This window comes from Rhodanobacter sp. BL-MT-08, assembly GCF_054161255.1.
Window position 1 is genome coordinate 329,709 of record NZ_CP167872.1, and the last position, 21,511, is coordinate 351,219.

Here is a 21,511-nt window from a genome sequence, read left to right on the forward strand (position 1 = left end):
CGGCTGCCGGCAATAACGCGCCACGCCGAATAGCGCATAAACCAGCGCCATCGGCTCGTTCTGGTCTCGCTGATCAATCATCGCGTACGTTCGACTCCTTCCGACATCAAGAGCGCGATAGCCTTTTTTAAAATGGTTTTTTCGCGTTCGAGGCGTTCGATACGCGCCTCGAGTTCTTGGATACGCCTTTGGTCCGTGGTCATTGCCGGATTGCGCCGCATAAGCCCCTGACGTTCCTCGCCCAACTGCTGTATCCAGCGGCGCAACGGCGACTCGGCCACGCGGACCGAGCAGCGGGCATTCATGTGGCTATAGCCTTGGTCGAGAACCCAGAACGCCTCGCTGACTTTGAACTTGGGAGAAAATGTACGACGTTGCTGCGTCAGAAACGTCACTATGGCGAGCTTTTTCGCCTAAACGGATATTTTGGGGCATTAGACCACTACAGCCTCTATGCGGAGAGGTTAAGCTTCTAGACACCAACCCTGAGGTAACTCACGCCAAAGGCTTAGACGCTAGGACAGGCATGTATATCGACCAAATTCACTTGCAGCACTTCCGTAGCTTTCGTAAGGCTAGCGTCGATTTCTTACATCCGAACCAAGATTTTACGCGGCTCGATCTGCCGAAGCCTCGAATCAACAACGTCAATCTGTTGCTAGGCAATAATGGGCTCGGTAAGACAACGCTCTTGAAGGCGATAGCATTGGCTTGCCTGGGCCCTGCGGTTGGTCGTGCCGGCATTTATCCATATCGTCTGGTCAGGCAAGAACCTAACGACAAGAGTTCGAAACTTCGCTCTGGCTCCAAGGCTAATCATGAACCTATAGAAGCAGTCATCAAGGCCACTTTCACACCACACGAACAAGATCGCGTCTCTTCCGATATTTTGCATCTTGAGTCCGACGTACGTGTAAGGCGTCGGATTGATCTCGAAGAGCTGGAATGGGCCCATTGGGATGACAAGACTTGGCACCCGATATACAAATCAGAGTCTGACGCACTATTTTTTGTAGGCTACGGTGCATCGCGTCGCGTCGAACAAAAGGAACGCTTTGATCCGGGGCAGCGCAAAAGTCGCACGTTCGTTCGAGCGCAAAGGATTCAAGGACTGTTTGAGGAGTCTTACTCACTGGTGCCGTTAAGTAGTTGGCTACCTGCTTACAGCTTACGAAATAGAAAGCGTTCAGCTCAAGTCATCGATTTATTGAATGAGCTCACCGGCAGGGGCCATTACCAATTTACCGGCAAACTTGAGGGGGGTGAATACCTTTTCCAGCGTGGCGGCTTATTTGTGCCATTTCCCGCCCTCTCCGATGGATATCGCGCATTTCTAGGTTGGATTGGAGATCTGCTTTATCACATCTGCATGTCATGTCCGCCGGATAAGAGCTTGACCGACAACCGAGGGATAGTGATGGTCGACGAGATCGATCTGCACCTGCACCCTAAGTGGCAGATGAGTGTCCTGCCGACGTTGGCGAGGGCACTCCCAAATATTCAGTTCATTGTGACCTCGCACAGTCCGTTAATCGTGGGGTCGCTCGAGTGGATGAACATCATCACAATGAAACCCGCCACTGGTCAGGCGAGCAGGCTTACTCGCATTCCTGATGCCGTGCATGGACTCGATGCTGATCAAGTTTTATTAACAGAATTCTTTGGCTTGGTAAGCACTCGTGCGGAAGGATCGAAACGGAGGATTAAAGAATTGAGTTTGCGAGCGCGAAAAGGTGACACTGAGGCGGCGAAGCAACTACTCGAGCAATTGACTAAGGGCATGGAATCAAATTCGTGATCGCCTACCGAATTACCGAGGCTGAGCTGAAGCGCCGGATCGAGGCTGAGGCGCCCGGATGGCTAGAGCGTGCGAAAAAACGATCAAAACAGTTCGTGAAGGCAGGCATGTATTTCGAAACCAGCCCGATCTGGTCAGAGGTCAAGGTCGTATACATGCGATTGCAGGGCGGTTCTAAATGTATTTATTGCGAACGCAAGCTTGAGGCGGAGGTGCACGGAAAGGCGGAACATGACGTCGAACACTTCCGTCCGAAGAGCAGCGTCCGAGCATGGAAGGTGCCTGCAGCTTTAGAGGATCAAGGCGTCTCAGTTACGCCGCCCGGTAAAGATGCGCCGGGATACCATCGGTTGCCATATCACGTGTTCAACTACAGCGCAGCGTGTAAACCTTGCAACTCTGCGTTGAAAAGTGACTGTTTTCCGATTGTGGGCAACTACCATTTTAATGGCCAAAATCCGCGCAAGCTGTCTTCTGAAAGGCCTTTGCTTATTTACCCTATCGGCAATTTCGACGCCGATCCAGAGATGTTGATTCGGTTCTACGGCGTTTCACCACAGCCGGTGGCTGCGCGTGGCCATGAGCGGCATCGCGCGATTACTACTATCGCTTTCTTCGAACTTGACGACGCCATTCGACGCGAGAATTTGATCGGCGAGCGCGCAATAGTTATTACGGCACTATATCCACAGCTTGAAGTGCTCTCTGGCGAACCTGGTTCGATAAACGCGGCACGTCAGATCGTAAATGGATTTAAATCCGCCAAGGCCTCACATTCCAACTGCGCACGCTCGTACGTGGAGCTGCACAGCAGAGATCGAGCGGAAGCGCGAGCGTTATTTGAACTTGCAGCAGCCTACATCGATACGAGTTCTTAACTTGTCACTTCGAATAATATTGACCGGATTGATGATTGAAGCCTGGCAAATATACAAATCAGATCGCATGGAACTGCGCAATGAAAACATACGGTCGCATGAACTTCAGGTGCCCACGACGGCCCCGGTGCCGACGCCGTAGCGCTTGTGCCGTTGCGCCAAGGTCAAAATCTGCTGGCGGAGTTTCCCTCGCCTGAAACGTAGCGACCAAAAGGACTCTGCTAAGCTCTTCTAGTTAAGTACGAATGGCCTTACGACCGCGCTCCGCATCACGACGGTCTTTGATTGCCTCAACTGTTGCGGGGGCCAATAGGCCCAAAAGCCAACCAAGTATTAAGACAATTACTTTTTCTTTCACCTGCAGTTGGTATCAACGTGGGGCCTAACGTCAGAATTAGGCCGCGCCAAGAAGCGGCGTCGGCTTGAATGAATTGCTAAGAGCCAACTTTTGCCTGTCTGAAAGTTGCGCTGTAGGCCTCCTCTGGAACCTCTGGAATGGCCCCCACGATTTCTTCTAGGCGCGAGTTGATGGCGAAGAGCTCACCATGTTCGCGGTCAATCTCACTGACCTTGATCTTGATATGTGAACGAGAGCCTCTTTTCGTGGCAGGACTCGCACCTGAAAGAGGAGTTCCAAACATCTCTTCATCGGTGTTACGCATCCAGCAGTAGTGTGCGAACTTGTTGCGTAGGGATCGTAGCTTATCAATCTGTCGGTTGAGCCCAACTATTTCCTTTGCAAGAGGGGCCTGAACTAGCCGGTCGACGTAACGGTGATGATGTATTTCTAGAGCCTGAATTATCGCTTGCTGCATTTGCGATACGCCAAGAAAATCCGTATATGTTCTTGCGAGGTACGACGGCGTGCCGAGCAACCGTCCGAGCAGAACACCGAGGTAGAACTCTGAGTTGGCCCACTCGGTAACAAATCGACCTATACAGGCTTGCTGCTGAGAAGTGAGCTGTGCGTACGGCGATGAATGATTGAATGGCATTGGCACTTAATTACCTAATAGACGGACCCATGAATCCGGTTATACATCCTTGATCATGAGCGGTGGTAGAGGCGCAGCGCCATAATTGCAAGGAGCGTACCCGTTCTGGGCCGGCTAAATACTGGATGCGCAAATGCTGTTGTGAAAGCCCGAGGAAAAAAGCCCGCTGCCCGCCGGGGACGCGTTATCATTGCAATAGGCGGCCGCCGCCATGGTTTAGGGTGCGAGTCGCACCCGCCCTTAAGGTACTGGTCTCTTGTCCTGGTCCCGGCCGCCTCTCTTATGCAAAAGCCCTTCGTTGTCGATCTGAGCGCCTGCCAGACGGTGGATCACCTCGCTGTGGCTCTGGGTGTCGACAGCAATTTGCTTGCCGCTTTAGCATCCGCTGAAATAACTCCGTATTATCGGCGCCACTTGATCCCAAAACGCAGCCGGCACCAACAGAGCCGGTCGCGCATCGTGTTTGAGCCTGCCACAGAAGAGCTACGCCAGGTCCATAAAACGATCAGCCGCCGTCTGTCGGCTTACGCATCGCATCGGGACCCTTCCTTCCCCCCGGAATGTTGCTATGGTTTCGTTCGGAAACGCTCGACCTTGGAGAATGCGGACCGCCACAAGGGAAACGAGCTGCTCTTGCGGGTGGATATAGCCGATTTTTTTCCATCCATCGTGCAAGGGCGCGTTGCGGATGTTTTTCTTTCCATTGACCTCAAGCTCGAATGCGCTCAGCTGCTAAGTCGCGTTCTGTGCTTCAACGGTGCGCTTGTACCCGGTCTTAGTGCCAGCCCGCTAGTCGCCAATCTGGCATGTCGATCTCTGGATGTACGCCTCTTGAGCCTAGCCAATGAGGCGGGTGCGACGTACACGCGTTATGCAGACGACCTGTCCTTTTCAGGCGATACCGTGCCCACTCTTGTTCAAGTGGCAAGCGCCTTGGAGGCGGAGGGTTTCTCCATAGCTGAAAAGAAACATCGTTTGACTAAACGCGGTCAAGCGCACTTCGTCACCGGCTTAAGCATCCAAGACCCCATGCGGCCTCATGTGCCAAAGAAGATGAAGAGAAAGCTTCGACAGGCTCTCTACTACAGCGAAAAACATTCGATCCAAGACCACCTTCTCAAATGTGGGAAGAAGATGGGCCATGGCGTGAACTATCTCGACGGCATGGTGCGCTACGTGTCCCACATCGAAAAGGGTACAGCCTTCGATTTTCGGAAAAAGTGGGAGCAGCTCCAGGCCCGAGACGATATGTCGCCAAGTGTCGGCAGCGACTACGGCAAGGAACGGCGTAACTACTTTGTAGCTGTAGATGAAACCATCATTGAGACAAAAACGAAGCGTTTCATCGCCGTAGGATTTGTGCTCTATCAGGATGAAAAGCCGGTCGATGTAGCGGTGCAGGAAACACGGGACGCGTACTTGGCCGACTCCTTTGCTCCGGGAAAAAAAGGCGATATCGCCAGGCAAGGTCTCCATTACGCCGACGCTCATGCTCACTTGAGGGCAAAGTTCATTGAACGTTTGCCGGGCATACCTATGCGAGTTTTAGTCGGCATTGCTGAATTGGCGGGCGAGTCAAACCAAGCGAAGGCTGAAGCGTACCTTCGCATTTTCCGATGGGGCTTCGCCAATATTTGCGGACGAGCTGACCATGGAGCACTCAAGCTCTTCATTGAAGCCGCACCGTTCATCATGAAGGCAGACGTCGAAAATGCCATGGCGTCCCTCTACGCCGTGAGGAAAGCCGCAAATATCTCGCGTCCGGCCGTTATGCCCGAAGTGGCCTTTGTCGGCAAATCGTTCGCCGCCATTTCCTTACCCGACTTCATGCTCGGAGTTCTCGGAACGTACGTGAAAGAGCGCGAATGTACTCCAGGAGAGTTGAGCTCGTCTGGCGTTGCAGTGGGACACTTTGAACGACTGCGCGATCGGTTCTCGCTCATTCACGATGTTGATACTGGTCGTTATTATTCCCGCAGAAAGCCCTTCAATGCGGGCAGCTTGGATGATCGATCTAATCTTATCCCTGCAGTATTGTGAGTACCCGATGAGACTTGAGCGCATCGACATCTCGAACTTCAAGGGACTAAAGAATGCGTCGTTTGAACTGAAGAAATTTGCTTGCCTCATCGGCGAAAACAACGCTGGCAAGTCGACGGTTCTTCAGGCCATCGTTCATGCACTCAACCGGCCAACACAGCTGCCAATTGGCCTCCACTACGATGCAGCGCATCCCATAGTCTTCCGACTTACCTTCACAGATATCACCGAACTTCACTTGTTGAGACTGGCCGAAGAGCACCGAGGCAAAATTGCAGACTTGGTTGTCGAAGGGTGCTTGAACCTCATTGTGCGGTATCCGCCAAACGAACGCGTAGAGGTGCTTGAAACCATTAAAGTTGCCCGAGACGCGCGATTTTCTTCTGAAGGCATTATTGCTGCCATCGGCGGTCGGAGAGGAGTGGCACTGCGCGACGCGTTCGCTGCTGCATATCGAGATGTCGGCAACCACCCTGAAAACTGGAGCATGGGTGCGGCTAGAGATTGCCTGGCGGCTCACATAAAAATGTTGCCTGATGCTGAGATGGAAACGCGCGAAGCTCCGCTGCGCTCAGGCATTGGTTCGTCGATTACCACGCTCCTGCCCGAGCCCATCTATATCCCGGCTGTCAAGAACCTCGCCGATGACATGAAGACGAGCCAGTCGACATCGTTCGGTCGTTTGCTCGGACTGTTGATGGACGATATGGAACCGGATTTGCATCAGATTCATACGGCGCTGGCGTCCCTCAACACCCTTTTCAATCGGACCGGCGGGGACGACGAAGAGGCTGACCAACGGCATGCCAAGGTCAGGTCGTTAGAGTCGATGGTGGAGTCATTGCTCCGCGAAAACTTTCCGGAGGTAAAAGTCCAGCTTCACGTTCCACCACCGCAGCTGAAAACGATTCTTAACTCGGCACAAATTTTCATTGACGACGGCTCGAAGGACTTGGTCGACAACAAAGGAGATGGCATCAAACGGATGCTTACCTTCTGCCTTCTACAAGCATATGTTCAACATTCGTCTCAAGGACCTCAGGATGAGGCCAATGCTGCAGAGGAGCGGCCTTTGCTATTTCTCTTTGAAGAGCCGGAGCTTTACCTACACCCAAGGTCTCAACGCATACTCTTCAACACGTTAGCGCGCATTTCAGAAACACATCAGGTTGCAGTCTCCACGCACTCCCCATTGTTCTTTGCCCCGGGCGTAACGGCGAGCTTCGTTCGCGTCGCCAAGAGGAACGCCAATCCAGAGCCCGTAGGCGAACTTTTTCCAATTGCCATTGATTTAAATGAGCCGCAAGCCGAGACCTTTAGGTTAGCGAGGTTTGAAAATGCGGATGCGGCATTTTTTAGCCGACGTGTTGTCTTGTTCGAAGGCGAATCAGACGATTTCTTCTGCGATCATGTCGCAAGGAAGCTGGACGACCAGTGGGATTTTCACGCTAGAAATATCGCCATGGTTCGCGTTTCGGGAAAGGGAAACTTTGCTAAGTACCGCGCTTTTTTTGAGGCGTTCGGCATCGAAGTCAAAATAGTTGCCGATCTCGATACGCTGTTTGACGGCTTTCAACACTTGAACGGCGGCGCTACCGCTGCTGCTTTAAGGGGAGTCGCCATTCAATCCATTGATGCTCGGGTGATTTCTCTTGGCATTCGCCCTGAGCCAAATGGAGAGCAAATCAAGGATCACGTACGTAAGGAGACGTGGAAGCAAAAGTGGGAGCTCGCACGAACGACTCTGAAGGAAATTCAGGCCCGCGCTGGCGCCGCCACTGTCGAACAGCTCCGTCTGCTTGATGAACTATTCGTTTGGGGGGCTGATGTGGGCCGCCTGCAGGCATGTCTTAGAGACAGTGACGCGCGCAGTGCCCTGGTGGATCTTCTAGATGAACTTCGAAGCCGCGGAATCTGCGTTCTTTCGCGTGGGGCAATTGAGGACTATTACCCCGTTCTTGCCAATCGGACCGGACCTAAGCCCGACTGTGCACTGCGCGCTGCTGCTCTTGTCGTTGATCGCGCTACTGCACAGGCTTTATGCCGAAGTTTGGCGAAAGGACGGCGAACCGAGCTCGAAGAAATATTCGAGGAGCTTTTTCGGGATGCCTGAGTTAACGCTTAAGCTACCTGAAACGGTCAGCATGTCCTGAAGCCTACGTTCGCAAGCGTGTGCAATGGGTCGATTTCTGACAGTCGTTCTCGCTATGCGAAAACTGATACAAGGTCGGCCTGCGCTGTGTCTTATAAGCATCATTGGCAAGCCTTAAGAGTATGACGGTAGTTATGACGGGAGCGCACGCCTTCGCTCTTAGCCGATTAATGCGGGCCATGAATTTGCGAGGTTTGTTCGAGACCGTCATAGACAACGTTACTTTACCTAAGCCTGCCAAAACGCAGTTTTAGATTTAGCGCAAGGTCTTCAGCTCAGTCTTCTTGTAGAAAGTAAAAAAGACGTAATTGCTCGGTTTATTTTGCTACTTCTACCGAGTGCTGGAAAACATCCATTAAGGCGCCGGGTCATCAGGAATGCCGTTGACCTTGAATCCCGTCAGCCAAGATGTGAACTCACTACTCGGCATAGGGCGCGAGATAAAATAGCCCTGCATTTCGTCGCAGCCCATGTCCCTGACCATCCTATAGATACTGGCCGTCTCCACGCCCTCTACAACCACGCGGAAACCAAGCGCACGCGCCATGCCTGCGATGCAGCGCACGATCATCTCGTCGTCCGCACTCCTGTCGATGGAAGCAACAAATGACCGGTCAATCTTAAGCGTGCCCGCAGGAAGTTCGCGCATGTAGGCTAGGTTGCTATAACCGGTGCCGAAATCATCAATGGCAATGCTCACGCCCAGCTCACTCAATTGGGAAAGACGCTGCCGGACTGCCTCGCTGTTATGCACGAAGGTGTCCTCAGTGAACTCCAGCTCGATACGGTCTAGCGGCACATCGACCTGTTCGGCCGCCAACAGTAGCCGTGGCACTAGGTCCGCCTCAAAATCGGTGCTTGAGACATTTATTGACAACCGTATATCCAGTCCTTCGCTCAGCCAAAACGCCAACTGTTTCAGGCTGCGTTGTAAGACCCAATCGGTCAGGCTCCTCATTAGGCCAGCCTTCTCAACTAGCGGCACGAAGCGTGCTGGAGAGATCCAACCCAAAATCGGGTGACGCCATCGCGCCAAGGCTTCGACCCCGGTGCATTGGCCGCTGTGTAAGTCCACTCGCGGTTGGTAGTGGAGGTCCAGCTCGTTGGCTGCCCCGCTTGCGGGATTGTTTAGTGCTGCAGAGAGTTCGGTAAGCAGGAAGAACTCCTGCTGGTGTAGCTCATCTTCCGACTGTTCGTAGTGGCTCCAGCCGCGCACGCTTCGCTGGGCAGCATAAGAAGCGCTCATCACTAACCGCAGGGGGTCGCCAGTCGTGATTTTGCTCGCTGGCATATCAAGTAGGCCTACGCCGGGCTGTATGGTGAGCGGAATGCCTTGACAGTCGAAGGGTTTGCGCAACTCTCCCACCAAGCGGTCCAAGGATGCGGAGTCTGCAAACGCCTGTGTATCCGGAAGCAACAACGCGAATCGTGCCACGCTCACCTGGTATAGGCACATGTTTGGGGTCATCCACTGCTGGATACGCGTAGCTACCAGCCGGATAAGGGCATCCGCATACTGGTGACCCATGGCACGCAAAAAAGCGTTGAACCGGGCGACGGGCGCGACGTCGATGGCCACTATGGCAAGACTGCTAGCGCCAGCTTCGACGCGTATACGAAGATCCTCAAAGAAAGCGTAGCGGTGCGGGAGCTGCGTTACTGGGTTTACACGTCTAACATAGCTTCGAAGCACAACGGCAGCGCCCGCCAGGCTGGCGGCATCGGCGAGCATGGCTCTGTCCGTTTCGCTCATTGTTGCGCGCGGGTAAAAGTCGAACACACACAAGGCGGCGACATGCCGATGGGTTAGGGCTTGAACGGGCACGCTGGCGAAAAAACGCACCGGTGCGGACGCAACGTTTGTCTCAACGGCAGCGCGCCCGTGCACATCCAGTTCCGTGTGCGAAGAATCGCCAGCGATAGCGATGCGAAGAAAAGCCTGCAGTTGACCTGAAACGGCAGGAATCGTCGAACTGTCCGGTGCGAAGAAGAACGTTCCGCCTTCGATGAGAACTAGCGCCACCAAGGGAACTTTTAATGTCGCACATAGCATGCGCGCCACCGAATCGAACCCAGGCACCAGATATGCCTCATGCGTTACTTCCGTAGACGTGGCGAAACTGTGCCTCTGCGAAGACAAGTCGTTGGACGCAGTGGCAGAACCACCTGTGAGTACACCGGAATCTTTGTTCATGGACTAACTCCCATCAAACTGAACGCTGTAGGAGGAGCCTGCCGGCACTTTAGCGAGTGCCACACGACAACCAGACTTTATTTGCACTGAAATTCTTGGCCTATCCGCAAAGGATATTCCAGGTATGCGCAAGGTCAGCTAGCTTCTTACTAGGAAGAGTAACGGAGAATTCGCTACCTGAATCAATTCCTTTGCTACTTGCTGAGACGTGACCCCCGTGCGCGTTAATCAGCTCACGCACCACGGCGAGTCCTATACCGAAGCCACCGTTGGAATGCTCCAAGCCGCGTGGGTCTAGGACAAATAAATCGAAAACGTGCGCCCAAGCTTTCGCCGACATGCCTATGACATTGTCTGATACTGCAACGACCATGGCGCCATTGACGTTTGAATAAATCAATGCGATGCGCCCACCCACAGGACTGTACTTCGATGCATTGTCGAGCAAGTTGCTGAAGGCCTGCGTTAGCCGCACTTCATCCCCTTGAAACGGTAATGGTACGGGTGGGAGTTCTAAGGACATTTGTTGATTTCTCATTTCCATTGCTGGACGGCACATCTCTACAGCTGTCCGAAGAATTTTGCAGATCGCCGCATCAATGGGTGGTCTTCATGCTCTATTACAGCTTTTTCTCTCCATGTCTGCCGACTTTCGAGCGGCGGTGCTGGTTGTTCTGCACACTTCAGCCACTGGTCCCGGACTGGCCGCTGGCCTGCTCGACAGCGAGGTTGCGATGCCAGTTTCTTATTCTTATTCGGGCGAATCGCTGAAAGGTGGGCACATCTATTTGGCGCCACTGGATCATCACCTGATCCTTGCTGCCGATGGTCGGATGAGTTTGAATAAAAAAACTCAAAGTGCATCACTCGCGCCCCGCGGCGAATCCTCAATTCTTCTGCCTACGTTTGCGTAAGCATCGGCACTAATCTTGCTTGACGATTCGGATGTTTATGCGCGACTCAAAATGGCAGACCGCTCGATCCAGGGATCTTCCCACCCCGGAAGGGGTGAGGCGATACCCCGACACTGCAGGCTATTTCTTTCCGTCCGTAGATCGCGAAACGGCTGAGTCGGCACGGATTGGCTGCACTTGCGTCGCGTCTTGCGTGGAAGTCTGCCTTGGCGAATGCGACTGCCCAGCCTGCAAAGCTCGCCATGCTCAGAAAATGCCATGGACGCCGCCCGTTATTGTCGAAATATGACCATTTCGTCATCGGCCGCTTCTTTGCCTGCATTTCTAAACGAATAAAAACATTCCACCAGCGTCATCCGTCGCCGCGCCATCGTCGTATAAGCAAGCGAAGCTAAACCGTTTATAGTCCCTTCCGAGCCTCTGGGGTTTAAAGAGACCATCCCATGCAACGAGCATCCACGTCCCGCCATGAGCCCGAGCGCCTGGAAAGACTGCTTTCCTTGGGTATTCTGGATACGGAAGCAGAACCGTTATTTGATGCGCTTGCAAAAGCGGCTTCACTCGTTGTGGGTGTCCCCATTGGGTTGATTACGCTAGTGGATGCGACGCGCCAATGGTTCAAGGCTAATGTTGGACTGGAAGGTACGTCCGAAACATCGCGCGACGTCGCTTTCTGCGACCACACCATTCGCTCCGATGACCTGATGGTCATACCTGACGCCAGCGGCGATGAGCGATTTGCCGACAATCCCTTGGTGACGGGCGATCCTCATATTCGTTTCTATGCAGGAGCCCCCATCGTCCTTAGGGACGGTCTGCGTATGGGGGCATTGTGCGTGATTGATACCCGTCCGCGGCGCCTAAACGAGCATCAAGCTGCAGTTATGGCACAGCTTGCCGACGCTGCAGCGGAAGCTTTGGAGCAGCGGGCAATCGCGCTTGAGCGCAATGAAGCTTTGCGACGTGAAGCGCATACCCAAAACACCCATTTCCAGGACCGCGATAAGCTAGCGCGCATCCTGGAAGCCACGCATGCCGGCGTTTGGGAGTGGAACGTTACTACCGGCAAATTCATCGTCACCGAGGAATGGGCGCAGATTTTTGGTTATTCGATCGACGAACTGCGTAATCTTTCCGTCAGCACCCTGCAAAAACTTACGGTGACGGGGAACCAGGCGGCCGAGCTTGAGATGAAGCTCACTCATCCCGACGACTGGGAGCACGTCGCACAAAGACTCAGCGAATACCTTGCCGGCAGTCGCTCCGTTTTCGAATCCGAAACGCGCATGCGGCATAAGGACGGCCACTGGGTGTGGGTACTTACTCGTGGTCGCGTAAGCAGCACATTAGAGACGGGGGCGCCAGAGTGGATGTTTGGCACGCTTGTCGATATTTCCGAACGCAAAGAGATTGAGCGAAAACTGAAAGCCAGCGAAGAGCTGCTAGAGCGCAGTGGCAAGCTGGCGGGTATCGGCGGATGGCAACTGGATCTTGCGACCCAGGAACTCACTTGGTCCGACCAGACGTGTCTGATCCATGATCTTCCGGTGGGGTATCACCCTACGGTTGAGGAGGCGATCCACTTTTATGCACCGGAAGCACGCGAGGTCATGGCGGCGGCTGTGCAAAAGGGAATGACGGCGGCGACGGACTGGGATCTTGAGCTACCGCTGATCACAGCCTTGGGTCGCCCTATATGGGTTCGTGCCGTGGGCCATGTGGAATTTGAGCAAGGGACAGCCAGCCGCCTCGTCGGTGCATTTCAGGACGTGACATTCCGCAAACGCGCGGTCGCATCCCTCGAATTAAGCGAGAGGCGTTTTCGGAAGTTATTCGAAGATAGCCTCGGCTTGATCTGCACCCACGATTTGGAAGGCATTATTCTTTCAGCCAATCCGGCGTCGGGGGAGGCTTTGGGTTACTCCTTGGCCGAACTCATTGGTCTGCCCTTCAAGCAACTTATGCAGCCTGAATTGCATAAGTTGTTTGACGAGTACTTGTTGCGCATCCGGCGAGTGGGTAAAGATAACGGGCTGATGCGACTGACGGCTAAAGACGGCTCACAGCGCACATGGAGCTACCACAACCGACTGGATGACGAAGGGGACGAGCCTTTCGTGCTGGCACATGCCCAGGACCTCACGGAACGTCATCGCTACGAAAAACAATTGCGGGAATGGAGCGTTCGCGATTCGCTGACCGGCTGCTTCAATCGCCGATATCTCGATGAACTCTCCACTAGCTTGAGGCCCGACGAATCATGGGGTTGTATCGCCGTTGATCTGGATCGATTCAAACTGGTCAATGACACCTATGGGCATCAACGTGGGGACGAGGTGCTGGTTGCCATGGGACGCTTCCTTGCGGCACACGTGCGCCCTCAGGACGTGGTTATCCGCACTGGTGGGGACGAATTCGTTCTGCTGCTGAAGGGGGCTGACGAGCAAGAAACTTCCGCAGTCATCGACCGCATCCACGCTGCACGAGCCGAGGCGCCAATCGGCTTCAGTCTAGGGCATGCGATTCGACAAGATGATTCGCCGCTCGACTCGGCTTTGCGGGAGGCCGACAGGCGTTTGTATGAGATTCGGGCGGCACGCTCTGCGACGCATTAGCCGGTACGCCAAATTTGTCGCGGTCGAACCCTAAGGTTTAGTGATGATGAGCCATTCATTAGGTTCGTTATATGGAATGTATTTGACGAGGTCGACCGGCTGCCGTTAGCCCGATATTGAGCGCGCTTCGTTTAGTGTTCTTCGGAAAGGAACGCATAGACGGAGGGGGAATTTCCAAGTGGGGCTTGCGTTTACTTAATTTTGCTATCGCATTCACACAGTTTTGTTTGGCCCCGGGTACTTTTATGTTACGCATCTTTGTCAACCATATCGGTACGGAGCCCTTATGTGTGACGGGCAGGAAAATCACGACCTATACTTCATCGCCCAAAAGGTGCGCGGTTGGATCAGGGCCGAATATGCCCGAGCGGAGTCGATAGAGCGCAGAGATCAGCTTCTAACCATGCGCATCAGTCTCAGTCGACACCTGGAAAACCAGGCTTCCACTTTCGAAGAGCTTCGCAGGCTGAAAACGCTCCACGAGACCCAGTTCAGATGCCTCCTCGTAAGTGAAGCTTCAACCTTGTCTGGACGAGTTAATAAACTGGCGCTTCGGGAAATCGCGGAGCGAGAAGTACGCAAAGGCCGTATGAAGCCCACTGACGAACTCTACGTGCGCGCAAAGGCAATGCTGGATGTCCGATGCCTCGTGCAGCCCATCTCGCCACATGAGGTGGAGGAAGCTATATCGAAGGGGACCGAAGAGCTGCCGCCTTCAGGATACTTACCGCAAATTTCCATCGGCAGATCGTAGCGTCACCCCCGCAGTTTCTGGCGAAGCCGGTTACAGCCTTTCGCGGTGAGTGTTCTATGCGCTCATCAGAATGCGAGCCCCCGCAGCAGCCGGGCAGGGCCTTGATATGCATCATTGGGGTCAATTTGCTGATCGCCTTGCGTGATAACGATGCGGCCTGAGCGAGCCAAGGCGGCTGCCGCCTCGCGAACGGCTGGCCTCATTGCCCGCCATGCCATCTCTCCATCAATCAGTGCGCGCGCAACATCTGACGGGCAGATTGCAGCCTCTGGCCAACGCGTCGAGAAGAGGTTGACAATTTTGCCGGCAATTCGCACGGGTAAAACTATCGACGACACGGTGACGATCTCGTGGTCTCCAATGGCAACCGCCGCCGCTTAACTCCGGCTTCGCATGGCCACCCTTAGTAAGTCTCGTAGGGGATAGTTTCTGGCCGTTTCGCTAGTCTCTAAGAAAATGCTGAACAGGTTGAATTCTTACCTTGCTAAGCTAGAGAGGACGTGAGCAGCCTGATGAGCCATTCGTTAATTCAACTCGCATACTTGCGGCGTCTGACAACTGCCACGAACAGATTGGATAACGAGAACGCGATTCACCGGGAAGGAGCCCAGATCGAAGTTACTAATCTTTCATAACTACCAGCAGTCTGTTTTTACGCGAACGGCTATGTTGCATCCACGTCAATTCCCGGGGCGTACAGTAAACCAAACGAACGCCGCAATCTGGGCATGCGAAAATCACATTACCAAGCGCCGTTTTTAGGATTGATCGTAAATGAATCGTGCAAAGAAGCCGCGTCGGACATCTCTTCATCAACGCATGCAGATGGCTGATATTGCAAGGCTTGCCGGTGTTTCCACCTCAACCGTTTCCCGGGCCCTTAGCGGTAGCTTGTTGGTGAATCTCGAGACTCGTGCGCGGATTCAGACGTTAGCAGAACAATTCAAATACACCATCAACAGTGTGGCGACCAACCTGCGTTCCGGTGTCAGGCGAACCATTGCTGTGGTGGTTCCCTATGAAGCAGCCAGTCGCCAGAGCTTTGCTGATCCTTTTCTGCATGGAATCATCGGCAGTCTCGCCGATGCCCTTACCGAACGAGGCTACGAAATGCTGTTGTCGCGCTTGGACGCGGACCGACTCGACATGGCAGCCGCGCTTATCGACGGCGGCAGGGCCGCTGGATTGGTCCTCATCGGACAGTGGCGTCATCATGACCAGTTAAATGCCATGGCAGATCGTGGCGTGCCGATGGTGGTATGGGGCGCGCGCCTGCCTCGCCAAAAGTACTGCGTTGTCGGTGGGGACAACCTCCTTGGGGGACGTCTAGTAGCCGAGCACTTGCTTGCCCAAGGCCGTCGCCGCATGGTTTTTCTTGGTGATGCAGGGCTGCCTGAGGTCGCCCAGCGTTACCGAGGCTTCGCGCAATGCCTGCGCAGGAATGCGTTGGCTTTGAAACAAAAGCAGCAGGCTGCGGCCTCGTTTCTAGCCGACAGCGGACGCAGGGCGATGCTCGCCCTGATCGATGCCAATCCGACCTTGGACGCAGTTTTCGCAAGCAGCGATTTACTCGCCATGGCCGCCATCGGTGCCCTACGCGAGCGCGGATTCCGCATACCGGCGGATGTCGCCGTGGTGGGATATGACGATGTTGAGCTCGCAGGCTATTTCAATCCGCCCATCACCACGGTGCGCCAGCCCATCCACGAAGCCGGCGCCCTATTGGTGAGTGCTCTTTTGAGCCTGATCGACGGGCAGGCCATGCCATCTCCCGCAATGCTTGAAACCCAGCTAATTGTGCGGGAAAGCAGTCAGGCTGCGGCTGCCTACTGACAGCGATCGGACGATCTTGACATAACGCGTGACCTCGCCAATCCGTCTCGCCTCAACGTTTGCAATCGTTGCCAATAATTTACCAGGCCGCCTTGTAATTCCTGTCTAAGCAGCTTGTAGAGCAACGTTTAAATATGTTGCGCTGCAAGTTGCAATCGATTGCATAACGATCGAGCATGCCGCCCGGGGATCGAAACACCTGGTCAGGCGAGCGCGAAGTGATAGCCAGCCTGCTTCATAACTTGAAGGGGATGCACGATGAAAATTGATGCAATTCGCAAGCGCGTGATTGCCGCCGCGGTGATGTTGGCTCTTTTGCCAATCGGAGCGGTGGCGCAAAGCACGGAGAATTCCATTGCGCCGACGGCCGCGCCCGCTACCGGGAAGGCCAACAACACGGCAGGCGCGCAGGACTCTACCGCTCAAAACAAGCCCGACCACAACAAGGCAGTCAACCTCGATCAGACCGTAGTCACCGCGTCGCCGGGTGCTCTGAGCAAGATGAGCTCGAGCGTGTCGGTGAGTTCTCTTGAGGCTGATCAAATCACTGACAGCGGCTTGCAAAATGCCGCGGATATCTTGCGAAATATTCCAGGCATTCGCGCGGAGTCTTCCGGTGGCGACGGTAATGCCAATGTTTCTGTGCGCGGCTTGCCGGTTGCCTCAGGTGGCGGCAAATATGTGCAGTTTCAGGTGGATGGGATGCCGGTCTTGGAGTTCGGCGACATCTCATTCGCTACGCCCGACACGTTTCTGCGCCCGGACTACAACATCGATCACGTTGAGGTTGTGCGAGGCGGCTCGTCGTCTGTATTTGCCAGCAACGCGCCTGGCGCTGTGATCAACTTTATTACCAAGACGGGCGAGCAAAAGGAAGGAAGCATCGGTGTCACCACTGGTCTGGATTACGACGCCAAACGCCTAGATTTCGACTATGGCGAGCCGATGTCCGATACCACACGTTTTCACATTGGCGGCTACCTGCGAGATGGATCGGGGCAGAAGGACGTCGGTTACGATGCGCAAAAAGGGGGCCAGCTCATGGGCAACCTGACCCACGATATTGACGGCGGGTTTCTGCGTCTGAACTTCCAGTTGCTGGATGACAAGTCGCCTGTATATCTGCCAGTGCCGCTGTCGATCACGGGCAGCAACAGCAATCCTAGCGTCAGCTCGCTGCCGGGTTTCAATGTCCAGAGCGGTGCTCTTCAGTCACCGTATTTTCTGCATGACCTTGCGGTCGGCGCCGATGGTAGCCGGATCTTCACCAATATTTCCGACGGTTATCATTCTAAGGTCGCGTCGATCGGCGGACTGGGCGAATTTAGCCTTGGCGACGACTGGAAGTTGGATGAGCAGTTTCGCGTCGCCAACAACTCGGGTGACTTCGTCGGCCCCTATCCGGGCTCGGTACAGACAGCGGCATCCGCTGCCGAGGCTATTGGTGGTCCTGGCGCCACACTGGCCTACGCGACCGGACCACGTGCCGGTCAAGCCGCGAATGCGGCAACCGTCGGCGGCAACGGCCTGGCGTCCAATACGCTGCTGTTTAACGTCAGCCTGCCTAACATGAACAATACGACCAACAACCTCACCCTCAAGCGCGCCTTCGACACCAATGCGGGTCCGTTGAACCTTCTCCTGGGCTATTACCATTCCGACCAGACGATCGAGCAGGACTGGCACTGGAACCAGTATCTAGAGACCGTGCAGGGCAAAGATGCGGTGTTGCTCAATGTTTACAATGCGGCCGGGCAGCCTGTAACGCAGAATGGTCTGGTTGCCTACGGCCAGCCGGTTTTCGGCAACTGCTGCAGCCGGTATCTGAACGTCGACTACACAATGAACGCACCGTACCTTTCACTGAGTTGGCAGCCTGGTAATTGGCAGCTCGATGGCGGTGTGCGCTACGACTACATGAAAGCCAGCGGCAGCTACGCCGGTGCGTCAGCAGTGCCACTGGATGTCAACGGAGATGGCATCATCGAGGTGCCCGAGCAGACGGTGCAGGTGGTCAACCTCGCTAACGCCTCACCGGTAAACTACAACAAGAAGCACCTCGAGTATTCGTTCGGCGCGAACTACCTTCTAAGCAGCGACGTGGCGCTGTTCGCACGGATCAGCGATGGTGCGCGTTTTAACTCTGATCGGCTTCTGTTCGGCGGAGGCGTGCTCGCCGACGGCAGCGTGCCGACTGCGGTGGCGGTGAACGTCGTGAAACAGGACGAAGCAGGGGTGAAGTGGAGCACGCAGCACACCAGCCTTTTTGTCACCGCGTTTTACGCGACCACACAGGAGACGAACCAAGACGTCACGATTCCTTCCAATCCGATTATCAATCGTGACTATAAGTCCAAGGGCCTCGAGGTTGAGGGTTCACTCGATTACGGCAATTTCAGCCTGCGCGGTGGAGTTACCTACACCGACTCGCAGATCACCCGGGACCAGATCACTCCCGACGACGTGGGCGATGATCCCCAGCGTCAGGCGCATTGGGTCTGGCAGGTCAATCCTAGCTACCGCTTCGGCCCGGTAACCGTCGGTGCGACCGTAATTGGCACTACCAAGTCCTATGCCTCGCAGCCGAACGGACTGATCATGCCAGGCTATACACAGGTCAACGCTTTTGCACGCTATGACATTACCCAGCGCATGACCGTATCGCTGCAAGCGGATAACCTGTTCAATGCGGTCGGTCTGACTGAAATTGATCAGAGTCCGAGCGGCGTGACAGCGAACGGTTTGAACACTGCCCGTTCCATTCTTGGCCGCACAGTCTATGCCAGCTGGCGCTACAGCCTGTGATTGGAACGCAAGACGAGCAAACCGGCCGGTACGCCGAACTACGCCAGCGATTCGTTGCGAAGGCGCCCGGCGACCGTCGTGCGGAAGCCGCTCGGCGGTTTGATCAAGTTGGACCAGAGCTTGTCGGGATGCTGGCCAAAGTCTACGAAAACGCTGATGGGTTTGCCGGGTGGCTCGCCGGATTGTTTGAAGACCTTGGCCGGCTTACTGCAGCGAGACCAGCTTCACTCGTCGAGCTTGACCGGAGGCGGGTGCAGCAACCCGAGTGGTTTTTAGCTCAGCACATGGTCGGCTATTCGGCCTACGTGGATCGCTTCGGAGGCACGCTCGCAGGAGTCGGCGAGCGCATCGAGCACCTGCGTGCGCTTGGAGTGGACTATCTGCACCTTCTTCCATTTCTTCAGGCCAGGCAAGGCGACAGTGATGGCGGCTTTGCGGTATCCAGCTTCGAGGATGTCGAGCCGTCGCTCGGAACGATGGATGATCTCGAGCAGCTGGCATCGCAGCTTCAGGATGCGGGCATCAGCCTGTGCGCGGATCTGGTTCTCAATCATGTCGCTGACGATCATGCGTGGGCGCAAGCGGCTGTGGCAGGCGACCCCGCGATGCGCGAGTTCTTTCACGTGTTTGCCGATCGTCGGCTACCGGATGCTTACGAGGAAACTGTGGGCGAAGTTTTTCCGCAGGCGGCCCCCGGAAATTTCACCCACATACCGGCGATGGGCGGTTGGGTTTGGACCACGTTCTATCCGTTCCAATGGGATCTCAACTACGCTCACCCACCGGTTTTTGCTGCGATGGCTCGCGCATTGCTTCAATTGGCCAACCGGGGTGTCAAAGTCTTCCGGCTCGATTCGGCCCCCTTCCTCTGGAAGCGGCTGGGTACGCGATGTGTAAACGAGCCGGAAGTGCACCAACTTCTGGCAGCGCTCCGGGCTTGTATTGAGCTAGTCGCGCCGGGCGTGCTGTTAAAAGCCGAGGCAATCGTGCCGACCGAACAGGTGCGCGCTTACTTCGGCCGCGGCGCATTGCGCGGCAAAGAATGCCAGCTTGCCTACCATAGTGGATTGATGGCATCCGCCTGGGCAGCGCTTGCGGAGGGTCACGCAGGTTTGCCGCGCAAGCTGCTGGCTGAAACTTCAGTGCTACCTGACGCCTGTGGATGGGTGACCTACGTAAGATGCCACGATGACATTGTCTGGGGTGTGCTGCGACCGCAGATCGAGGCCGAGGGGGGAAACTTCGAGAGTCGCATGAGCCCGGTCACTGGTTTTCTGGAGGGGAGAACTCCTGGCAGCTTTGCGCGTGGGGCGGCCTTCCAGGCGCAGCACGCTGAAGCCGTCCACGGCACCAACGGCATGGCTGCCGCGCTGTTAGGCTTTCCCAAACAGCCGCTGGCGTCGATCGAGCCAGGAGCACTACGCCGCTTTGTGATGCTACACGCGCTGGCGTTTTGGGTCGGTGCCGTGCCGTTGATCTACATGGGCGACGAGCTCGGTCAGTACAGCAACAACGATCCGGCAGATGCCATGCGGCTGGCCGCAGATGGGCGATGGCTTCAGCGCCCGGTTCTGTCGTCGGATGCACTGGCAGCGCTGGCAAAGGGAGTCGGTGTGCCAACGGCGACGTTTACTGCATTGAAGGCATTAATTGCCGCGCGTCGACAACTGCCGGGGACATCACGAGAGGTCGTGTCGGTGGCGGAACACGCCAACCCCGCGCTGCTGGTCTTGCACCGTGGCGCAAACGCGCTGGCTATATTCAATTTTTCAGCTGGCGAGGTGCAGATAGATTTGACCGCACTTGGCGCTGGAGACGCGTGGTCGGACGGCTTCGCACGTGGGGTGGATCCGGCAACAGAGAAGTTTTCTGCGCATATCCGCATGCTGCAGCCGTGGGCTACGCTGTGGCGCTGGCGAGAGTATGGCTGAGCCGTTGTTTTCGCACGCGCCAGCGGCGTTCGGTGAGGCACTCGACTATGCATTCGAAGACGCGTTGGTGCTTGACGGCGCGGCGTCCAACGTAGCTTCTCATCTGGCGGCTTTAGGAATGGGGTCGCGGATGATTACCCGCATGGGTGATGATGAAAGCGGTCAGCAGTTGCGTGCAACGGTGGCGCGTTGCGGACTGAGACCGCGTGGTTCTCAGCCCGACGGCCGCACGGCGCGCGTGGGGGTACGTGAGCACGCCGGCGGGTACGTCTTATTTATTTCCATGCATCAGGCTTTCGATTGCATTGATGCCGAGGCCGCCGTGGCCACGGTATTGAACGGTCATCACTGCGTTGACCATGACTGGTTGTGCTCCGGTACGCTCGTCCTGCGCGGAGCGGCCGGCCGCGACGCCCTCGAAACGGCGTTAAAGACCGGCGGCCGAAAGACTTTTCCGTGTGGCTGTTCTGCGCAGGACCGCTCGAACGCACCACGGCATTCGAGGGCCTCAACTGCAGCTAGCGCATAGATATGGCCCCTTACCAGCTTGCCTGCCGTGTTGGCTAGTACCAGGTCTGCAGACCCGTTGGCGCGTGCGGACG

The 21,511-nt window shown here is 55.4% G+C and carries 15 protein-coding genes; 10 read left to right on the forward strand and 5 right to left on the reverse strand.

What is annotated here, in order from left to right; genetic code table 11:
- Positions 1 to 77: 77 nt before the first annotated feature.
- Entirely contained in the window at positions 78 to 395 is a 318-nt protein-coding gene (locus ACDK93_RS01345) for a transposase (protein ID WP_458070791.1), read from the reverse strand.
- Between the two features lie 131 nt (positions 396 to 526).
- Between ACDK93_RS01345 and ACDK93_RS01350 the strand changes: the two genes are divergently transcribed.
- Both ACDK93_RS01350 and ACDK93_RS01355 read left to right on the forward strand, forming a co-directional pair.
- Complete coding sequence (locus ACDK93_RS01350) at positions 527 to 1,798, forward strand: AAA family ATPase (RefSeq protein WP_458070792.1); 1,272 nt, start codon at positions 527 to 529, stop codon at positions 1,796 to 1,798.
- Positions 1,795 to 2,676 (forward strand): hypothetical protein, encoded by an 882-nt coding sequence (locus tag ACDK93_RS01355; RefSeq protein WP_458070794.1) that lies wholly within the window; start codon positions 1,795 to 1,797, stop codon positions 2,674 to 2,676. The genes ACDK93_RS01350 and ACDK93_RS01355 overlap by 4 nt, the downstream gene beginning before the upstream one ends.
- Before the next feature lie 434 nt (positions 2,677 to 3,110).
- On the opposite strand, the gene ACDK93_RS01360 is transcribed toward ACDK93_RS01355, so the two are convergent.
- On the reverse strand, positions 3,111 to 3,671 hold the full coding sequence (locus ACDK93_RS01360; RefSeq protein ID WP_458070795.1) for a hypothetical protein: 561 nt from the start codon (positions 3,669 to 3,671) through the stop codon (positions 3,111 to 3,113).
- A 282-nt stretch (positions 3,672 to 3,953) separates the two neighbouring features.
- On the opposite strand from ACDK93_RS01360, the gene ACDK93_RS01365 reads away from it, so the two are divergent.
- On the forward strand, positions 3,954 to 5,711 hold the full coding sequence (locus tag ACDK93_RS01365) for a reverse transcriptase family protein (RefSeq protein WP_458070796.1): 1,758 nt from the start codon (positions 3,954 to 3,956) through the stop codon (positions 5,709 to 5,711).
- Positions 5,677 to 7,824 carry an ATP-dependent nuclease gene (locus ACDK93_RS01370; RefSeq protein ID WP_458070797.1) on the forward strand — a complete coding sequence of 716 codons (2,148 nt, stop codon included), beginning with the start codon at positions 5,677 to 5,679 and terminating at the stop codon, positions 7,822 to 7,824. Before ACDK93_RS01365 ends, ACDK93_RS01370 begins: the two co-directional genes overlap by 35 nt.
- Positions 7,825 to 8,218: 394 nt before the next feature.
- Here the strand turns inward: ACDK93_RS01370 and ACDK93_RS01375 are convergent, their stop codons facing one another.
- Positions 8,219 to 10,057 (reverse strand): putative bifunctional diguanylate cyclase/phosphodiesterase, encoded by a 1,839-nt coding sequence (locus ACDK93_RS01375; RefSeq protein WP_458070798.1) that lies wholly within the window; start codon positions 10,055 to 10,057, stop codon positions 8,219 to 8,221.
- A 100-nt stretch (positions 10,058 to 10,157) separates the two neighbouring features.
- Positions 10,158 to 10,595, reverse strand: a complete 438-nt coding sequence (locus tag ACDK93_RS01380; RefSeq protein WP_458070799.1) for a sensor histidine kinase — start codon at positions 10,593 to 10,595, stop codon at positions 10,158 to 10,160.
- Between the two features lie 43 nt (positions 10,596 to 10,638).
- Between ACDK93_RS01380 and ACDK93_RS01385 the strand changes: the two genes are divergently transcribed.
- Together ACDK93_RS01385 and ACDK93_RS01390 are read left to right on the forward strand one after the other, a co-directional pair.
- Positions 10,639 to 10,971 (forward strand): chemotaxis protein CheB, encoded by a 333-nt coding sequence (locus ACDK93_RS01385; protein WP_458070800.1) that lies wholly within the window; start codon positions 10,639 to 10,641, stop codon positions 10,969 to 10,971.
- A 443-nt stretch (positions 10,972 to 11,414) separates the two neighbouring features.
- Positions 11,415 to 13,586, forward strand: a complete 2,172-nt coding sequence (locus ACDK93_RS01390) for a PAS domain S-box protein (protein ID WP_458070801.1) — start codon at positions 11,415 to 11,417, stop codon at positions 13,584 to 13,586.
- 819 nt (positions 13,587 to 14,405) lie between these two features.
- Here the strand turns inward: ACDK93_RS01390 and ACDK93_RS01395 are convergent.
- Positions 14,406 to 14,678 (reverse strand): DUF3253 domain-containing protein, encoded by a 273-nt coding sequence (locus tag ACDK93_RS01395; RefSeq protein WP_458070802.1) that lies wholly within the window; start codon positions 14,676 to 14,678, stop codon positions 14,406 to 14,408.
- A gap of 436 nt (positions 14,679 to 15,114) precedes the next feature.
- Here ACDK93_RS01395 and ACDK93_RS01400 point away from each other — a divergent pair, with 436 nt between their 5' ends.
- The 4 genes from ACDK93_RS01400 to ACDK93_RS01415 all read left to right on the forward strand — a co-directional run bounded on the left by ACDK93_RS01400 (position 15,115) and on the right by ACDK93_RS01415 (position 21,438).
- Positions 15,115 to 16,173, forward strand: a complete 1,059-nt coding sequence (locus ACDK93_RS01400; RefSeq protein WP_458070803.1) for a LacI family DNA-binding transcriptional regulator — start codon at positions 15,115 to 15,117, stop codon at positions 16,171 to 16,173.
- 258 nt (positions 16,174 to 16,431) lie between these two features.
- Positions 16,432 to 18,978 (forward strand): TonB-dependent receptor, encoded by a 2,547-nt coding sequence (locus tag ACDK93_RS01405; RefSeq protein ID WP_458070804.1) that lies wholly within the window; start codon positions 16,432 to 16,434, stop codon positions 18,976 to 18,978.
- A gap of 128 nt (positions 18,979 to 19,106) precedes the next feature.
- Positions 19,107 to 20,909 carry an alpha-amylase family glycosyl hydrolase gene (locus tag ACDK93_RS01410; protein ID WP_458070805.1) on the forward strand — a complete coding sequence of 601 codons (1,803 nt, stop codon included), beginning with the start codon at positions 19,107 to 19,109 and terminating at the stop codon, positions 20,907 to 20,909.
- Complete coding sequence (locus ACDK93_RS01415) at positions 20,902 to 21,438, forward strand: hypothetical protein (RefSeq protein ID WP_458070806.1); 537 nt, start codon at positions 20,902 to 20,904, stop codon at positions 21,436 to 21,438. Before ACDK93_RS01410 ends, ACDK93_RS01415 begins: the two co-directional genes overlap by 8 nt.
- Positions 21,439 to 21,511 lie beyond the last annotated feature (73 nt).